General features: G+C 75.0%; 10 protein-coding genes, 1 tRNA gene and 2 pseudogenes. 10 read left to right on the top strand and 3 right to left on the bottom strand.

Features of this window, described 5'->3' with window-relative positions; genetic code table 11:
• Window positions 1–201: 201 nt before the first annotated feature.
• Window positions 202–939 (bottom strand): TetR/AcrR family transcriptional regulator, encoded by a 738-nt coding sequence (locus ACIOFR_RS31660; RefSeq protein ID WP_401002671.1) that lies wholly within the window; start codon window positions 937–939, stop codon window positions 202–204.
• 130 nt (window positions 940–1,069) lie between these two features.
• Between ACIOFR_RS31660 and ACIOFR_RS31655 the strand changes: the two genes are divergently transcribed.
• The 4 genes from ACIOFR_RS31655 to ACIOFR_RS31640 all read left to right on the top strand — a co-directional run bounded on the left by ACIOFR_RS31655 (window position 1,070) and on the right by ACIOFR_RS31640 (window position 7,586).
• A complete protein-coding gene (locus tag ACIOFR_RS31655) occupies window positions 1,070–2,815 on the top strand; it encodes a carboxyl transferase domain-containing protein (protein WP_401002670.1) in 1,746 nt (581 codons plus the stop codon).
• Window positions 2,816–2,892: 77 nt separating this feature from the next.
• A complete protein-coding gene (locus ACIOFR_RS31650; protein WP_401002669.1) occupies window positions 2,893–5,148 on the top strand; it encodes an acetyl/propionyl/methylcrotonyl-CoA carboxylase subunit alpha in 2,256 nt (751 codons plus the stop codon).
• An 86-nt stretch (window positions 5,149–5,234) separates the two neighbouring features.
• A complete protein-coding gene (locus ACIOFR_RS31645) occupies window positions 5,235–6,176 on the top strand; it encodes a hydroxymethylglutaryl-CoA lyase (protein WP_401002680.1) in 942 nt (313 codons plus the stop codon).
• A gap of 219 nt (window positions 6,177–6,395) precedes the next feature.
• Window positions 6,396–7,586 carry an acyl-CoA dehydrogenase family protein gene (locus ACIOFR_RS31640; protein ID WP_401002668.1) on the top strand — a complete coding sequence of 397 codons (1,191 nt, stop codon included), beginning with the start codon at window positions 6,396–6,398 and terminating at the stop codon, window positions 7,584–7,586.
• Between the two features lie 273 nt (window positions 7,587–7,859).
• Here ACIOFR_RS31640 and ACIOFR_RS31635 read toward each other — a convergent pair.
• Window positions 7,860–8,306 (bottom strand): annotated as a pseudogene (locus ACIOFR_RS31635) (universal stress protein); the annotation flags it as partial.
• An 865-nt stretch (window positions 8,307–9,171) separates the two neighbouring features.
• Between ACIOFR_RS31635 and ACIOFR_RS31630 the strand changes: the two are divergent.
• A complete protein-coding gene (locus ACIOFR_RS31630) occupies window positions 9,172–10,221 on the top strand; it encodes an HAD family hydrolase (protein ID WP_401002667.1) in 1,050 nt (349 codons plus the stop codon).
• On the opposite strand, the gene ACIOFR_RS31625 is transcribed toward ACIOFR_RS31630, so the two are convergent.
• Window positions 10,167–11,105 (bottom strand): GNAT family N-acetyltransferase, encoded by a 939-nt coding sequence (locus ACIOFR_RS31625; RefSeq protein WP_401002666.1) that lies wholly within the window; start codon window positions 11,103–11,105, stop codon window positions 10,167–10,169. The genes ACIOFR_RS31630 and ACIOFR_RS31625 overlap by 55 nt on opposite strands.
• Before the next feature lie 1,422 nt (window positions 11,106–12,527).
• On the opposite strand from ACIOFR_RS31625, the pseudogene ACIOFR_RS31620 reads away from it, so the two are divergent.
• From ACIOFR_RS31620 to ACIOFR_RS31600, 5 genes and pseudogenes are all read left to right on the top strand, one after another.
• A pseudogene (locus tag ACIOFR_RS31620) lies at window positions 12,528–13,533 on the top strand (helix-turn-helix domain-containing protein); the annotation flags it as partial.
• Window positions 13,534–14,425: 892 nt separating this feature from the next.
• Window positions 14,426–15,028, top strand: a complete 603-nt coding sequence (gene orn / locus ACIOFR_RS31615) for an oligoribonuclease (protein ID WP_401002665.1) — start codon at window positions 14,426–14,428, stop codon at window positions 15,026–15,028.
• A gap of 100 nt (window positions 15,029–15,128) precedes the next feature.
• Window positions 15,129–15,204 (top strand) — tRNA-His (locus tag ACIOFR_RS31610).
• Window positions 15,205–15,372: 168 nt separating this feature from the next.
• Window positions 15,373–15,819 (top strand): DUF4442 domain-containing protein, encoded by a 447-nt coding sequence (locus ACIOFR_RS31605; protein WP_401002664.1) that lies wholly within the window; start codon window positions 15,373–15,375, stop codon window positions 15,817–15,819.
• A 673-nt stretch (window positions 15,820–16,492) separates the two neighbouring features.
• Window positions 16,493–17,188 carry a hypothetical protein gene (locus tag ACIOFR_RS31600; protein WP_401002663.1) on the top strand — a complete coding sequence of 232 codons (696 nt, stop codon included), beginning with the start codon at window positions 16,493–16,495 and terminating at the stop codon, window positions 17,186–17,188.
• Window positions 17,189–17,195 lie beyond the last annotated feature (7 nt).

Raw genomic sequence — 17,195 nt, 5'->3', positions numbered from 1 at the left:
GGATGCTAACCATTCGCAGGTGGGGCGTCCATCGCCCTCGAACGGGATGGACGGACGGCAGGCTCAACGACCGGCGGCCGCCGTTCCTTCCCGCCCTCCCACCATGCCCCGGCCGCCCGGCGCGCCGCACCGGACGCGCGCCCCGCGCGGCTCGACCGTTGGACCTACGCCCGACGGCGGACCGGCACCGGAGCGGCCCGATCAGCCGGCCGCGCCGCCCGGGGCCGAGCCCTTCGTGGCTGAGCCGTTCGAGGCCGAGCCGTTCGGGGTGGCGCCGTCCCGGGCCGAGCCGTTCGGGACACCGTCCGCGGCCGCGGCGGCCGCGAAGGCGCCCTGGGCCAGGCTGTGCAGCAGGGCGGCCATGCCGTCCCGCGGCAGGCCGGAGCGTTCGGCGCGCTCGGGCTGGGCCGGGCCGGAGCCCGCGCTGTGCGGGGTGGAGTTCAGCAGCCCGAAGACGGCGTGCACGGCGGCCCGGGCCCGCTGCTCGGACGCGGCGGCCGCCAGTCCCGGGAACGCCTCCCGGACGATCTCGACCCACAGCTCGACGTACTTGCGCTGGAGGCGGCGGACCCGCCGCCGGTCGTCCTCCTTGAGGTGCAGCAGCTCGCGATCGTGCAGGGTGATCAGGTCGGGGTCGTCGAGGGCGAAGTCGACGTGGCCCGAGATCAGGGCGTCCAGTGCGGCCGCCGGGCCGTCGGCCTCGCCCGCCCGGCGGCGGCCCTCGTCCAGCAGCCGCTCGCTGATCCCGACCAGCAGGTCGGCGAGCATGGCGTCCTTGCCCGCGAAGTGGCGGTAGAGACCGGGACCGCTGATCCCCACGGCCTTGCCGATCTCGTCCACCCCGACCCCGAGGAAGCCGCGGGCCGCGAACAGCCGGGCGGCCTCCTTGCGGATCTGATCGCGACGGGGGAGCCCGGAGGCGGCTGGGGCGTTCGACATGCCGCCCATCGTAGACAGCCGGGTTATCGCCCGTTAACCTGGCGGCAGGAGTTAACGGTCATTAACGTGGGGGCGCGGGCACCTCCGTCCCGCCCACCTCTTCGGCTCCGAGGGCAAGGGAGCTCTTGGGATGTCCCTCTCAACCTTTGGATCGTCGGCCGGGTTCGCGGCCGGGTTCGCCCCCGGTGGGGCCGGCGGTCCGCTCGGCGACGCGGCCGGTGGCCCGGCCGGCGCGGTCCGCAGCACCGGCGCCGCCGCCGCGCCCGCCCCCCGGCTGGAGAGCGCGGTGGACACCGGCTCGCCCGCCTACCGGGCGAACGTCGAGGCGCACCGGGAGCTGGTCGCGGAGCTCCGCGCGAAACTCGCCGCGGCCGCCCTCGGCGGCGGCGAGAAGGCCCGGGCCCGGCACACGGCCCGCGGCAAGCTGCTGCCCCGCGAGCGGGTGGACGCGCTGCTCGACCCCGGCTCCCCGTTCCTGGAGCTCTGCCCGCTGGCGGCCGACGGCCTGTACGACGGTGCCGCGCCGGCCGCCGGCGTGATCGCCGGGATCGGGCGGGTGGCCGGCCGCGAGGTCGTGGTGGTCGCCAACGACGCCACGGTCAAGGGCGGCACCTACTACCCGATGACGGTCAAGAAGCACCTGCGCGCGCAGGAGGTGGCCCTGGAGAACCGGCTGCCCTGCATCTACCTGGTCGACTCCGGCGGCGCCTTCCTGCCGATGCAGGACGAGGTCTTCCCGGACCGCGACCACTTCGGGCGGATCTTCTACAACCAGGCCCGCCTGTCGGCCGCCGGCATCCCGCAGATCGCGGCCGTGCTCGGCTCGTGCACCGCCGGTGGCGCCTACGTCCCGGCGATGAGCGACCAGGCGGTGATCGTCCGCAACCAGGGCACCATCTTCCTCGGCGGCCCGCCGCTGGTGAAGGCGGCGACCGGCGAGGTCGTCACAGCCGAGGAGCTGGGCGGCGGCGACCTGCACTCCCGGACGTCCGGGGTCACCGACCACCTGGCCGAGGACGACCCGCACGCGCTGTCCATCGTCCGCACCATCGTCGCCGGTCTCGGGCCGCGCACCGCGCAGCCCTGGCCGCTCGCGCCGGTGGAGCCCCCGGCGGTCGACCCGGCCGGGCTGTACGGCGCGGTCCCGGTCGACCCGCGCACGCCGTACGACGTCCGCGAGGTGATCGCCCGCCTGGTCGACGGCAGCCGGTTCGCGGAGTTCAAGGCCGAGTACGGGAACACCCTGGTGACCGGCTTCGCCCGGATCCACGGTCACCCGGTCGGCATCGTGGCCAACAACGGCGTGCTGTTCGCCGAATCGGCCCTCAAGGGCGCCCACTTCGTCGAGCTGTGCGACCAGCGCGGCATCCCGCTGCTCTTCCTGCAGAACATCACCGGCTTCATGGTCGGCCGCCAGTACGAGGCCGGCGGGATCGCCAAGCACGGGGCGAAGATGGTCACCGCGGTCGCCTGCACCCGGGTGCCGAAGCTGACCGTGGTGATCGGCGGCTCCTACGGCGCCGGGAACTACTCGATGTGCGGCCGGGCCTACTCGCCGCGCTTCCTGTGGATGTGGCCGGGCGCGAAGATCTCCGTGATGGGCGGCGAGCAGGCGGCCTCCGTCCTCGCCACCGTCCGCCGGGACCAGTTCGAGGCCCGGGGCGAGGACTGGCCCGCCGAGGCGGAGGACGAGTTCAAGCGCCCCGTCCGGGAGCAGTACGAGCGCCAGGGCAACGCCTACTACGCCACGGCCCGGCTCTGGGACGACGGCGTGATCGACCCCCTGGACACCCGTACCGCGCTCGGCCTCGCACTCACCGCCTGCGCCAACGCGCCGCTGGCCGAACCCCGGCCGTACGGCGTCTTCCGGATGTGAGCCACGGCCGACCGTGGCCGTCCCGACCCGGCCGCCACACCCCCGGCGGCTCTCCTCGACCAGGAGGAACACCTCCCATGTTCGACACCGTCCTCGTCGCCAACCGGGGTGAGATCGCCCTCCGGGTGATCCGCACCCTGCGGCGACTCGGCGTCCGGTCGGTCGCGGTCCACAGCGACGCGGACGCCGACGCCCCGCACGTGCGCGCCGCCGACGTGGCCGTCCGCCTCGGTCCCGAGGGCCACAGCGACAGCTCGGCCGCCGAGACCTACCTGCGCACCGACCAGATCCTGGCCGCCGCCCGCCGGACCGGCGCCCAGGCCGTCCACCCCGGCTACGGCTTCCTGGCCGAGAACCCGGCCTTCGCGCGGGCCTGCGCCGAGGCCGGGCTGGCCTTCATCGGCCCCCCGCCGGGCGCGGTGGAGCTGATGGGCGACAAGATCAACGCCAAGGAGGCCGTCCGGGTGGCGGGCGTGCCCGTGGTGCCGGGCAGCCGTGGCGGCTCTCCCTCCGACGAGGACCTCACCCGCGCGGCCGCCGAGATCGGCTTCCCGGTCCTGCTCAAGCCGTCCGCCGGTGGCGGCGGCAAGGGCATGCGGCTGGTCCGCGACCCGGCCGAGCTGCCGGCCGAGCTGGCGGCCGCCCGCCGGGTGGCCCGGACGGCGTTCGGCGACGACACCCTGCTGCTGGAGCGCTGGGTCGACCGGCCGCGGCACATCGAGGTCCAGGTCCTGGCCGACACCCACGGCCGGACCGTGCACCTCGGCGAGCGCGAGTGCAGCCTGCAGCGCCGCCACCAGAAGCTGATCGAAGAGGCTCCCTCCGTCCTGCTGAACGCCGAGACCCGGGCCGCCATGGGCGAGGCCGCCGTCCGTGCGGCCGAGGCCTGCGGCTACACCGGCGCCGGCACGGTGGAGTTCATCGTGCCCGGCCTCGACCCGGACCAGCCCGTCCCCGACGGGGTCCTGGACTTCTTCTTCATGGAGATGAACACCCGCCTCCAGGTGGAACACCCCGTCACCGAGCTGGCCATCGCCGTGGGGGCGGACACCGCGGACCCGCGGCGACTCGACCTGGTCGAGTGGCAGGTCCGGGTCGCCGCCGGCGAGCCCCTGCCGTACGAGCAGTCGGACATCTCCTTCCTGGGCCACGCCATCGAGGCCCGGATCTGCGCCGAGGACCCGGACCGGGACTTCCTGCCCACCGGTGGCCGGATCCTGCACCTGGCCGAGCCCACCGGCGAAGGCATCCGGGTGGACAGCGGCGTCGCCGCCGGTACCGAGATCGGCAGCCTGTACGACCCCATGCTGGCGAAGGTCATCGCGTACGGGCCCGACCGCCCGACCGCGCTCCGCCGGCTGCGGGCCGCCCTCGCGGACACCGACATCCTCGGCGTGACCACCAACACCGGATTCCTCCGGCGGCTGCTGGCCCACCCCGAGGTCGCCGCGGGCCGGCTCGACACCGGCCTGGTCGAACGGACCGTCCAGCAGACCCCCGTCCTTCTGGCCTCGCCGTTCGTCCACACCGATGCCGACGCCGGTGAAGGTGACGCCGGTGAGGGTGACCGTGCAGCCGGGGCGCCCACCGCGAGCGCCACGGATGCCGAGGCCTCCGCCACCGAACTGGCCCACTTCGCCGCCGCACTGGCCCGGCAACTGGACCTCGCCCCCGCCGCCGCCCCCGGCGGCTGGGCCGATCCGTTCTCCCTCCCGTCCGGCTGGCGCCTCGGCGGCGAGGCCGCCTGGACGACCCACCACCTCCGTCTGCCGGGCCGCGCCCCCGTCACCGTACGGGTACGTCCCAGCACGACCGGAAGCGTTGCACACGGCACTGACAATCCCTCGGGGACCGGCCCCGACCTGCAGGTCCGGCTCGGCGACGGCCCCGTCCGCCGGGCCCGGGTGTCCCGGTCCGGGCACCGGCTCCAGCTCACCGTCGACGGCCTGCAGACGACCTTCGCCCACACCACCGACGACGCCCCCTTCCAGCCGGTCCACTGGCTGGGCCTGGACGGCGACGCCCTGGCGGTGCACCCCTACGACCCGGTGGCCGAGCGCACCGCCGCCGGCGCCGCGCAGCACGGCGCCCTCACCGCCCCGATGCCCGGCACCGTGACGGTGGTCAAGGCCTCCGTCGGCGAGCAGGTCAAGCGCGGACAGGCCCTGCTGGTCCTGGAGGCCATGAAGATGGAACACGTGATCGCCGCGCCGTACGACGGCACGGTCAGCGAACTCCGCGCCACCGCCGGCAGCACCGTCGCCATGGACGAACTGCTGGCCGTGGTGACGGCTCCCGAGGACGCCGCCGCACCGGCGGAGGTGGCACCGTGACCGCCGCACAGCAGCCGGGTGGCACCCCGGCGGGCGACGGCGCCGGCGGCACCGCCGGGGCCGAGCCCGGCGTCCTCGAACTCGGGCTGCCCGACCCGGTCGCGGACCCGACGCTGCCGGCCCGGGTGCGCATCCACGAGGTGGGACCGCGCGACGGCCTGCAGAACGAGAGCGCGCTGGTTCCCGTCGAGGTGAAGGCGGAGTTCATCACCCGGCTCGCGGCCGCCGGGCTGCGCACCGTCGAGGCCACCAGCTTCGTCCACCCCAAGTGGGTGCCCCAACTGGCCGACGCGGAGCAGCTGATGCCGGAGCTGGCCGGTCTGCCCGGGCTGCACCCGGGTCTGCGGCTGCCGGTCCTGGTGCCCAACGAACGCGGCCTGGACCGGGCGCTCGCGCACCACGCCACCGACATCGCGGTCTTCGCCAGCGCCACCGAGACCTTCGCCCGCCGCAACCTCAACCGGTCCGCGGACGAGGCGATGGCCATGTTCCGGCCGGTGGTCGAGCGGGCCGGCGCGGCCGGGGTCCCCGTCCGCGGCTACCTCTCGATGTGCTTCGGCGACCCGTGGGAGGGGCCGGTGAGCCCCGCCCAGGTCGTCCACCACGGCCTGCAACTGCTCGACATGGGCTGCAGCGAGCTCAGCCTCGGCGACACCATCGGCGTGGCCACCCCGGGCCAGGTGACCGGCCTGTTGGCCGAGTTCGTGCGGGCCGGCGTCCCGGTCGACCGGCTCGCCGTGCACTTCCACGACACCTACGGCCAGGCCCTGGCCAACACGCTGGCCGCGCTGCGCGGCGGGGTGAGCGTGGTGGACGCCTCGGCCGGCGGCCTCGGCGGCTGCCCGTACGCGAAGAGCGCCACCGGGAACCTCGCCACCGAGGACCTGGTCTGGATGCTGCACGGCCTCGGCATCGACACCGGCGTCGACCTGGCCGCCCTGGTCGCCACCAGCGGCTGGATGGCCCGGCAACTGGGCCGGCCCAGCCCGTCCCGGACGGTCCGGGCCCTGCTCGGCCCGTCCGACTGAACCACCGCCGGTGCGCGGCGGGCGGCCACCCGCGCCGGCCCGCCGCGCACCGGACGAACCGGGCCACCGCCCGGCTCGGCGCGTCCGACGGGCGACCCCGTCGTCCGCCCGAAGGCCGACGGACCCGACCGGGCCGGACCGGTCCCGGTCAGGACCCTCGGACCACCCACCGAAACTCCCTCACCTCGGCCGCACCGGCCCGATCCCAGGAGGATCCCCATGCTCGACCACCGGTTGGACAACGAGTACGAGCAACTCCGCCGCACCGTCGCCGAATTCGCCCAGGACGTGGTCGCGCCGAAGATCGGCGAGTTCTACGAGCAGGGCGAGTTCCCGTACGAGATCGTCCGGGAGATGGGGCGGATGGGCCTGTTCGGCCTGCCGTTCCCGGAGGAGTACGGCGGCATGGGCGGTGACTACTTCGCGCTCTGCCTCGTGCTGGAGGAACTGGCCCGGGTCGACTCCTCGGTGGCCATCACGCTGGAGGCCGCGGTCTCGCTCGGCGCGATGCCGATCTACCGCTTCGGCACCGAGGAGCAGAAGCGCACCTGGCTGCCCCGGCTGACCTCGGGCGAGATGCTCGGGGCCTTCGGCCTGACCGAGCCCGAGGGTGGCACGGACGCCGGCGCGACCCGCACCACGGCCCGCTTCGACGAGGCCACCAACGAGTGGGTGATCAACGGCACCAAGTGCTTCATCACCAACTCGGGTACCGAGATCACCGGCCTGGTCACGGTGACCGCCCTGACCGAACCGATCGCTCGTTCGAGTGAAGGTGGCGCAGATCCCTCGCCCACCCGCGAAATCTCGTCCATCATCGTGCCCACTGGAACTCCGGGGTTCCAGGTGTCCAAGAAGTACTCCAAGGTCGGGTGGAACGCCTCCGACACCCGCGAACTGTCCTTCACCGACTGCCGTGTCCCCGCCGAGAACATGCTCGGCCCCCGTGGCCGAGGCTACGCACAGTTCCTGCGGATCCTCGACGAGGGCCGCATCGCCATCGCAGCGCTGTCCACCGGCCTGGCCCAGGGCTGCGTCGACCAGTCACTCACCTACGCCGAGACCCGCCGCGCCTTCGGGCGGCAGATCGGCGCCAACCAGGTCATCCAGTTCAAGCTCGCCGACATGGAGATGCGCGCCCACACCGCCCGCCTGGCCTGGCGGGACGCCGCCTCCCGGCTGCTGCACGACGAGCCGTTCAAGAAGGAGGCTGCGATCGCCAAGCTGTACGCGTCCGAGGCCGCCGTCGACAACGCCCGCGAGGCCACCCAGATCCACGGCGGCTACGGCTTCATGAACGAGTTCCCGGTCGCCAGGTTCTGGCGCGACTCCAAGATCCTGGAGATCGGCGAGGGCACCTCCGAGGTGCAGCGCATGCTCATCGCGCGCGAGTTGGGCATGACGTACTGACGGAGCACTACCCCCTCCCGTCGGGCCGGCGTCTCGTACGCCGCCCGGCGGGGCACCATCACGGCGTCGCCGTACGCGGCTGTGCGCAGCTGTGCGTGGATGTACGCGGCCGTACGTGGAGTGCACACCGCCGGGCGCGGCCCTGCGTCCCCGTGCGCCTCAGTACGCCTCCGTGCCGCGGGAGCGGCGCCGAGGCGGGACCCGCTGCCGGGACGGCCCCGGGACAGACCCGGAACGGGACCCGGACGACAACCGAGAGCGACTGACGACCCCTCAGGGGATCACGATGACCGGCCGGTTGGCGCGGCGCGCCAGGCGGCTGGACACCGAGCCGAAGAGCTTGCCCAACAGACCGTGGGTGCTGCCCACCACGATCGCGTCCGCGGCGTACTCCCGCCCGACCTCCTCGATCTCATGACAGATGTCCCCGCCCCGCTCCACCAGGATCCAGGGAACTCCGGCCAGGAAGTCGGCGCAGGCGAGTTCCAGGCCGAGGATCTCGGTGCGATGGTCGGGAAGGTCCACGAACACCGGCGGCTCGCACCCCGCCCAGACGGTGGCCGGCAGGCGGTTGGCCACGTGCACGATCACCAGCCCGCACTGGGAACGGCGGGCCATCCCGACCGCGTACGCCAGGGCCCGCTCACTCGACAGTGAGCCGTCGAAGCCGACCACCACACCGTGCTGGAAGGCCGGGTCGCACTCCCGGACGGGCTGTTCCTGGAGCCCGAAGCCCTCGTCCGCCCCCTCCCCGAGGCCGTCGCCCAGGCCTTCGGGGCCCTCGGTCGACCCCGTACCGACCCGGCGGCCCGGCAGCGGGCCACCGTCGCCGGCCGACCGGCCGTCCCCGGCGCCGTCCCGGTGCGCGGCCTCGGCGGCGGGCAGCGCACTCCCGTACCGGGGATCCGGGCGGTACGGGGGCCGGGCACCGCCCGAGGAGTGCAGCCGAGAGCCCGGGGGCTGCGGGCGGCCGAGGCGGGCGAACGCGCCCAGCAGGCCGGGAAGCGCCCAGCGGGAGGCCCGGGAACGGGTCACGGAGCCGTCGACCCGTCGCGAGGGGAGGTCCGCCTGGGCGGATCGGGGAGGCTCAAAACCAACCATGGCTCAAAGCTCTTCAGACTGAGGCGGGCCGACAGGAGGGGAAGGGGCTTCCCCGGTAACAGGCACACTCCGCGGCACCGGGCCGATCCATGCCGAGCACCACTGAATGCGACCTGTTCCTTTCAGAGTACGACGAGCCGGGGCCCCCGCCCAGCAGCAGAGCCTCCCGGGACTGCGACCGTCCCGCCGTCGGCGGGAGCACGCCGAGCCGTCCGCGCCCCCTTTCGCCGGCGAACCGACGGGTCCGTCCGGGCCCTACCGGAGAGAAGGTTCCCTGGAGCTTGACCGACCGGGCCCCTGCGCGCAACAGGACATCCACACAACGTGATCCGACTGTCATCCCGTCGCGCCCTGTGGGCCCCTCCGATCACACCCGCCCCACCAGCCCCGGACCGTCGGCCTGATCCGGCCAATCCCCGGCATTTCGGGCCGCTGGTTGGCAATTGCCAGATGCATAGAGACCGCCGCTGGCAGCATGCTGGACATGCCGCTGCTCCTGTTCGATCTCGACAACACACTGCTTCCGAGGGACGCCGCCTACCGTGCCTGGGCACAGGACTTCCTGGCCGAGCACCGCCTGCCCGCCACCGACCTCCACTGGCTCTCCACCCTCGACGGCAGCGGCTATGTGCCCCGGAGCACCGTCCTGGGCGCCGCCAAACGCCGCTACGGCCTCGACCACTCCCTCGACTTCCTCCTCGCCCACTACCGCCGCGGGATCAACTCCCACATCGCCTGCCCCGACTCGCACGTCAAAGCCCTCCGCGCCGCCCGCTCCGCGGGCTGGACGCTCGGCATCGTGAGCAACGGGGGCACCCGCCCGCAGCTGGAGAAGATCCGCCGCACCGGCCTCGGCGCCCTGGTCGACGGCTGGGTGATCTCCGAGGAGGCCGACTGCGTCAAACCGGACCCGTTGATCTTCGAGATCGCCGCACAGCGCTGCGGCGTACCGCCCGGCCCCGGCTGGACGTCCCAGACCTGGATGGTCGGCGACCACGCCCCGGCGGACATCGCGGGCGCGGAGGCGACCGGGCTGCGCAGCGTCTGGCTGCACCACGACCGGCCGTGGAGCGAACCCGGCTACCGGCCCACCCTGAGCGCCCGCGGGCTGCCCGAGGCGGTCGGCATGGTCCTGACGGCACGCAACGCCCCCACCGCCGGGTCGCTGGGCGCTGGATCCCGGGGTGCAGGATCCCGGGGTGCCGGGTCGGTGGGTGCCGGATCGGTGGGCGGCAGTTCACCGAGGCGCCCCCGACTGCGGCGCCCGGCCGACCAGTTCGCCACCACGGCCCTCAAGGACCGGTCCACGGCGGTGACCTCGGCGTCCGCGGCGTCGGCGGTGGCGTCGGCCGGCACTGCTGCGGCTGCGGTCCCTCCCGGGGCCGGCGCTGCCGCGGCGGCCGGGCGCCGGGCCGGGCCGGGCGCGTTGTTCGTCAGGCCCGTGCCGGCGCAACCGGCAGCCTCGCTGGGAGCGTTCGCCTACCCCGCCGAGGGAGCGGGGGCGGGAGCGGGTACCGGCGTGGCCGCCGGGTAGCGCCACCAGCGGCTGACGCCGTGCTCCCGGAAGCCCAGCTTCCGGTACAGCGGCTCGCCGAGCAGGGTGGCCACCAGGGTCACGACCCGGTCCGGATAGGCCGTGAGCGCGTGCTCCAGGACGGCGCGGCCGGCGCCCTGGGAGCGGTACTCGGGCATGGTGGCCACCCAGTAGACGCCGACCGCCTCGCCGTCGTCGTACGTCAGACAGGCACTCGCCGGCTCCCCGTCGCGCCGGGCGAGCCAGGCCCGGAACCCGGACCGTTGCAGCAAGGCGGCCGGGAGCAGACCGCCCGGCCGCCAGGGCAGGTAGGCGGGCACGGGGAAGCCCTCCACGACCGTCCGCTCCACCAGGGCCAGGCCGTCGGCGTCCAGCACCTCGCAGGTCTCCGTCCCGGGGCGTGATCCCGCAGCGGTCGTCCCGCCCGCGCCGCCAACCCAGCCACTGTCGCCGCCGGCACTGCCACCGGTGCTGCCGGCACTGCCGCTGTTGCCACCGCCGGCAGCAACAGCGCCGTCGCGGTCGCCGTCGAGCAGTGGTTCGCGGGCCATCACCGCCATCCCGATGCCCGCCTCGAAGCCGACGCCCGAGAGATCGAGCCGGTTGTAGGGGTCCTCCACACAGACCTCGGCGTCCGGTCCCTCCCGGAACTGCGCCACCAACTGCGCCCGCAGGGCGGCGGGGTCGGCGTAGGGGCGGGTCACCACCACGCGGTCCGCCTCGGCTCGCGCCCCCGTCCCCCCGGCCTCCCCGGCTCGCCCGACGCACCGTGCGGCGGTGAAGTCCGGCCGCCGGATCTGCTCCCACCCGTTGGCCTCGGCCCGGGCCAGCAGGAACGCGGCGGCATTGTCGTTGGCCAGTTCGAGCCGGCGACGGATCTCCATGACCCGACCATAGTGCCGCGTATCGCGGCTCCCCCACCAAAGGGGCCGACCGCCGTGCCGGAGGCCTGGCGCAGCGTCATTCCGCGCCCTGCGCCGACCCGCAGCAGACAGCGCCCGCGCCGACGCCGTCCCCATCCGGTCCCCACGCCGTCCCCACCGTGCCCCGCATATCGGCCCCGGGCCGTCCCGCCGCGCGGGACAACCACCCGCCCCGGCGCTCGCGGGCAACCTCGCAGGCACCCGGCCCGGACCGGCCCGACGGCCCGTCATGGAGCCGATCCGTCACCGATCCCGACGGGCGGGCCACCGGCCGGCCACGCCCGGCCGCCCCTCAGCGCACGCCGCCGGCTGACGCAGGCCGACACGAGCCGTCCCGCGCCGTCCCACGCTGCCCCGGACCGTCGCACGCCGTGCTCGGAACCCCGGCCCGACATCGGCAGGACAAGGCTCGGGAGCGCGCGCGAGTGCCATGCGCGCCCCCGATTCTCACCGCCTGTTTTCGGTCAATCTGCGACCACCCCCTTTCGCTCGGGCAAAGCCGCAGTCCAAGGCGGTGACGGAGGGGCGGGAGTCCGCGACAGCCGGTGATCGGTCGTGCGACAACCAGCCAGCATTGCCCCCGCCCCCTTCACAGGGGGGTCGACGGGTGCCACGCTTCGTGATCGAATGCATCGCGCCAAATTGCCATGTCGACATAGCGTCGGATGGTGAACTTGTCACAACGGCAACGGTCCACCAAGTAGATTCGATCTTGGCGAACAGCGCGGCACCACCACACCACACCACCGAGGGGGCTGGAGCGCCTTGAGCAGGGTGAGCAGGAGCGACACGGGTCCTGACAGCGGCCGGCCGTCGACCAGTCTCCCGGGCCGTTCCGCCAGAGCGGGTGTGGCGAAGCCCGACCGGATCGCCCCGGGCGCGTCCGGCCACCCGAGCACCGGCCACCCGACGACCGGTCAGACCGGGCGCCGCGTTGCCGATCTCACCCCTCAGGCCGGCAGCACGGGCACCACGGGCACCACCGGCAACGCCGCCAGCGGGACCGGCCTGACGCGCGGCCAGTTCGCGATGGCCCAGGGACCCTCGGCCCCGTACGGCTCCCCCGCGTACTCCGCCGCCCGCAGCGCCACCGTCCACGGCCAGGCCCACCGCTCGCCGTCCCTCTCCGCGCCGCTCGGCCCGCTCGGGGCGGCCACCCCGGCGGCCCTGGCGGCCCCGGCCACCCCGATCTCCCAGGGCCCGACCTCCCAGAGCCCCACCGGTTTCCCCCCGTACCCGGCCTCCGCCGCCTCCGGTCCGGCCACGGCCTCGGTCTTCGGCTCCGGCCCGAGCGCGACCCCGGGCGCCGGTCAGGCGGCCCTCGCGGGCCCCGCGGGTCCCGGCAGCGCCGGCGCGACCCCTCTCAACGGGCCGGGCCAGGGCGTGCTGGCCGCGCCCGCGCCCCGCAAGCTGTCGGGCCGGCGCCGGCGCGAGACCGTAGCCGTCCTGATCTTCAGCGGTGCCCCCATCTTCGAGAGTTCGATCCCGCTCTCCGTCTTCGGCGTCGACCGCCAGGACGCCGGGGTGCCGCGCTACCGGCTGCTGGTCTGCGCGGGCGAGGAGGGCCCGCTCACCACCACCGGCGGCCTGACCCTGACCGCCCCCTACGGGCTGGAGGCGCTGGCCAGAGCGGGGACCATCGTCGTCCCCGCCTGGCGGTCGATCTCGCAGCCGCCGCCCGCCGAGGCGATCACCGCCCTGCGCAAGGCCCACCACGAGGGTGCCCGGATCATCGGCCTGTGCACCGGGGCCTTCGTCCTGGCCGCGGCCGGGCTGCTCGACGGGCGTCCCGCCACCACCCACTGGATGTACGCGCCGACGCTGGCGAAGCGCTACCCGCGCGTCCACGTCGACCCGCGCGAGCTGTTCGTGGACGACGGCGACGTCCTCACCTCGGCCGGTACGGCGGCCGGTATCGACCTCTGCCTGCACGTGGTGCGCAGCGACCACGGCACGGAGGCCGCGAACGCGCTGGCCCGCCGACTGGTGGTGCCCAACCGGCGCAGCGGCGGCGGACAGGCCCAGTACATCGATCAGTCTTTACCTGAAGAGATCGGCAACGACCCGCTGGCCGAGGTGGTCACCTGGGCGCTGGAGAACCTCAACCAGCAGTTCGACGTCGAAGTGCTGGCCGCCCGGGCGTACATGAGCCGGCGCACCTTCGACCGGCGGTTCCGCACGCTCACCGGCAGCGCACCGCTGCAGTGGCTGATCACGCAGCGCGTGCTCCAGGCCCAGCGGCTGCTGGAGACCTCGGACCTGTCGGTGGACGACGTCGCGCGGCGGTGCGGGTTCCGGTCGCCGGTGGCCCTGCGCGGCCACTTCCGGCGGCAGTTGGGGGTGTCCCCGGCGGCGTACCGGACCACCTACCGGGCCCGTCGGCCGGCGCCCGCCGCGATCGTTCCGTCACAGGCCCTGCCCGGCGAGCGCGCGCTCTCGGGCGAGCGGTCGGTGCACGGCCTGGCCACGGCGGGTGCACCCGGCCTGACGGGTGGTCCGGCGCTGTTCGGCGGCCACGGCAGCCATGGCGGTCACGGCGGGCACGGTGGCCACGGAGGCCCGGGCTCGGGCTCGGGCGGCTTCGCGGGCCCGGGCGCCGGCCCGGCGACCACCGGCGCGGCGCACGGCCCGTCGCAGTCGCACGGCGCCGCCACGGCGGCCGCGGGCCACACCTCGCCGCACCCGGCCGGGCACCAGGGCGGCTACCCCGGCCACCAGACCGGTCACCCCGGCGCGCCCGCGGGCGAGCGGGGCGGCCCGGTCGGAACGGTGGGCGGGCAACCCGGCCGCGGCCGGATCCGTCCGCTCGTCCCGCCGCAGCCTGGCCCGGCCCCGAGCCGTTCGGGGCGGCTGGTCGACCGGTCGCCCGACCGTCCGCTCGACCGCCAACCCGACCGGGGAGCCGGCCGTCCCGGCGGCGCCGACGGGCGGCCCGACCCCCGGTCGGCCGCGGGCCGCGATCGGTCGGGCAACGTGCGCGGCGGCCTGCGCGGCGACGACCTGCGCAGCGACGACCGGGCGGCCGTGGAGCACTCGGTGGCGGAGGAGGACCACGGCCAGCACGGGCCGAGCGCCCGCGGGCAGGGTCTGGGTCACCGTCCCGACGGCGGAGCCCGGGCGGCCGAGCCGCACCCGGACGACGCCGCTGCCGACGAGACCGTCCGCGAGGACGAACCGCAGGCCGACGGCGGCGAGCCGACGGCGGACGGGAGTCAGGTGCAGCACCCCCGCACGGCCCGACCGCTGTCCGCGTCGCGGGATCGCGCCGTAGGGTGAGTGGCGTGAATGACCGATTGGTATGGATCGACTGTGAAATGACCGGCCTCGACCTCGACCGGGACGCCCTGGTCGAGGTCGCCGCGCTGGTGACCGACTCCGAGCTGAACATCCTCGGCGAGGGCGTGGACGTGATCATCCGTCCGCCGGCCGAGGCGCTGGAGACCATGCCCGACGTGGTGCGCACCATGCACACCGCGTCCGGGCTGCTCACCGAGCTGGAGCAGGGCGTCACGCTGGCGGAGGCCGAGGAGCGGGTGCTCGCGTACATCCGCGAGTTCGTGCCCGAGGCGGGCAAGACGCCGCTGTGCGGCAACTCGGTCGCCACCGACCGCGGCTTCCTCTCCCGGGACATGCCCACGCTGGAGGGCTACCTCCACTACCGGATCGTGGACGTCTCCTCGATCAAGGAGCTGGCCCGCCGCTGGTATCCGCGTGCCTACTACAACAGCCCGCAGAAGGGCGGCAGCCACCGCGCCCTCGCGGACATCCGCGAGAGCATCGCCGAACTCCGCTACTACCGTGAGGCGGTGTTCGTCGAGCAGCCGGGCCCCGACACCGACACCGCGCGGGCCATCGCGACCAAGCACCAGCTGCCGACGCCCTGACCAGCCCTCTGATCGGGGCGGTGCTCGAAACCCTGGCGCGAGCACCCTCGCGGATCCTGTAGAGTTCTTCCTGTCGGAGCGGGAACGCCCCGGACAGATGGTGGGTGTAGCTCAGTTGGTAGAGCACCTGGTTGTGGTCCAGGTGGCCGCGGGTTCGAGTCCCGTCACTCACCCCATCACGCCGAAGGGCCCGATCTTCTCAGAAGATCGGGCCCTTCGGCTTTTCGCGTCCCGCCGCCGGACCGGCCGCACCCGCACCCGCACCCGCACCCGCACCCGCACCCGCCGACCCGACCGCGGGCACCCCCTCCCCGAACAAGCTACCCGCAAGTAACATTGCTGCCATGACCACACCTTCGATCGGGCAGCTGCTCGACTCCACCGTCCCCATGGCTCACACCCTCAAGATCGATTACCTGGAGACGACCCCCGAGCGGGCCGTGCTCCAGCTGCCCGACCAGCCCGCCTTCCACAACCACGTCGGCGGCCCGCACGCCGGCGCGATGTTCACCCTGGCCGAGTCCGCCAGCGGCTGCATCGTGCTCGCGGCCTTCGGGGACCAGCTCTCCCGGGCCGTGCCGCTCGCCGTCAACGCGGAGATCGAGTACAAGAAGCTCGCCATGGGCGTGGTGACCGCGACGGCCACCCTGGGCCGCCCGATCGCCGACGTGGTCGCCGAGCTCGACAAGGGTGAGCGCCCGGTGTTCCCCGTCACCGTGGAGATCACCCGCGCCGACGGCGGCGTCACCGGTGTGATGACCATCACCTGGACCCTGCGCCCCAACTCCTGAGCCCAGGGCCCTCCTGGCGCCCCCGACGGCCCGCCTTCGCCCGGCCGCGACCGTCGGGGGCCGCACACCGCCGCCGTACCGCGGCCGTACCGCCCCCGCACCACCCTGGGGCTGCCCCCACCGGCATCGCGCGCTGCCCCTCGGGCCTCCCCCTCGCACCGCCTCCCCCTCGCACCGCCTCGCGCCCGCCCGGCCCGCGCCGAGCCGTCGAGGCCCCACGTGCCGAGCCGTCGCGGCCTCCGCACCGAGCCGTCGGGGTCCCCGCACCGGCCTCCGCGGGCCGGCCCGGGCCCTCCCGGCCCCGGCCCGGCGGGTCCGGCCACCGCCGTCCTGATGCACCGGCAGCCGGAGTACGCCGCCTCCCCGGCCCGCCACCAGATCGGCCGGAAATCGCCCCTCCCGGGCGCCCCGGCGCCCGGGAGGGGCGGAACCCCTGCCGGACCGGCCCGGCGGCAGGAGGACGCGGCCGCCGGCGGCCGCCACCGGAGCCCCCGGCGATGACGGACAGTCACCGGGTGGCGTGACCTTCCCCGCGGTCCGGTCGTTCTCCCCTCACGTGCGAGCCAATCACGCGAACCCCCCGCCGCCCGCGGCCGACGGTGGCGCTCGCGCCGCCGGTTCCGGTGCCACCGGCCGACTGCCCAGGACCCGGACGCTGGCGGCCGGTGGCGCCGTGCTCGCCCAAGTCTGCGGGCTGGGGCTCGGGTTCGGCGCCGTGGCCCACGCCACCACCGGGGAGGTCGGCACCCGCCGCTCCCAGCACGCCGACGCCCCGGCCCCCGCCCCGAGCCTGCCGGACCGGGCGACGGACACCGTGACCCCCCTGCTGGAGCACGCCGCGGCGCCCGTGGACCGGGTGCTGCGGGAGCGGATCAGGACCGACGGGCTGCCGCTTCCCGGCCAGGCGGCGGCCGTCCCCGACGCGTTCGCGATCGCCGCCGTCCTGCTGCCCACCGTCCCGGCGCAGCCGCACGCCGACGGTCCGGTCCGCGCCTCGCGGTCGGGGCAGACCGCCACGGCCCGGGCCGACACGGACCCGGGCCGGGACGCGGAGCCGGAGGCGGCCGGTGCTCCGGACTCCCCCGCGCTCCCCGCACCGGCGGTCGACGAGGCCGCACTGATCACGGGCCCCGGGGTCCGGACGGCGTCCGGGCCGGCCCGGACGGTCGTCGCCCTCCCCCGGCAGGCCGCCGCCCCCGACGACCTGGACCGCGGGCCCACGGCGGACGAGCTGGCGCTCGCCGCGGCCGTCCCGCTCAGGGCGGACGGGACGGACGGCGGAACGGCCGTGCTGGTCCCGATCGCCGCCGGTCTGCTGCTGACCGGTGCGGCGGCCTACAAGCACCGGGGGCTCCCCCGCGGCCACTGAGCCGCCC

The sequence above is a fragment of the Kitasatospora sp. NPDC088346 genome (genome assembly GCF_044740765.1).
GTDB lineage: Bacteria > Actinomycetota > Actinomycetes > Streptomycetales > Streptomycetaceae > Kitasatospora.
Note: the sequence above shows the minus strand (reverse complement) of the source record. Positions and strands in the feature narration are given on the sequence as shown.

Bases quoted from the DNA above. Each gene is read 5' to 3' on its own strand.
- ACIOFR_RS31625 (WP_401002666.1), bottom strand. From the start codon at position 11,105: ATGGAGATCCGTCGCCGGCTCGAACTGGCCAACGACAATGCCGCCGCG.
- ACIOFR_RS31640 (WP_401002668.1), top strand. From the start codon at position 6,396: ATGCTCGACCACCGGTTGGACAACGAGTACGAGCAACTCCGCCGCACC.
- ACIOFR_RS31605 (WP_401002664.1), top strand. From the start codon at position 15,373: ATGACCACACCTTCGATCGGGCAGCTGCTCGACTCCACCGTCCCCATG.
- ACIOFR_RS31655 (WP_401002670.1), top strand. From the start codon at position 1,070: ATGTCCCTCTCAACCTTTGGATCGTCGGCCGGGTTCGCGGCCGGGTTC.
- ACIOFR_RS31650 (WP_401002669.1), top strand. From the start codon at position 2,893: ATGTTCGACACCGTCCTCGTCGCCAACCGGGGTGAGATCGCCCTCCGG.
- ACIOFR_RS31660 (WP_401002671.1), bottom strand. From the start codon at position 939: ATGTCGAACGCCCCAGCCGCCTCCGGGCTCCCCCGTCGCGATCAGATC.
- ACIOFR_RS31630 (WP_401002667.1), top strand. From the start codon at position 9,172: ATGCCGCTGCTCCTGTTCGATCTCGACAACACACTGCTTCCGAGGGAC.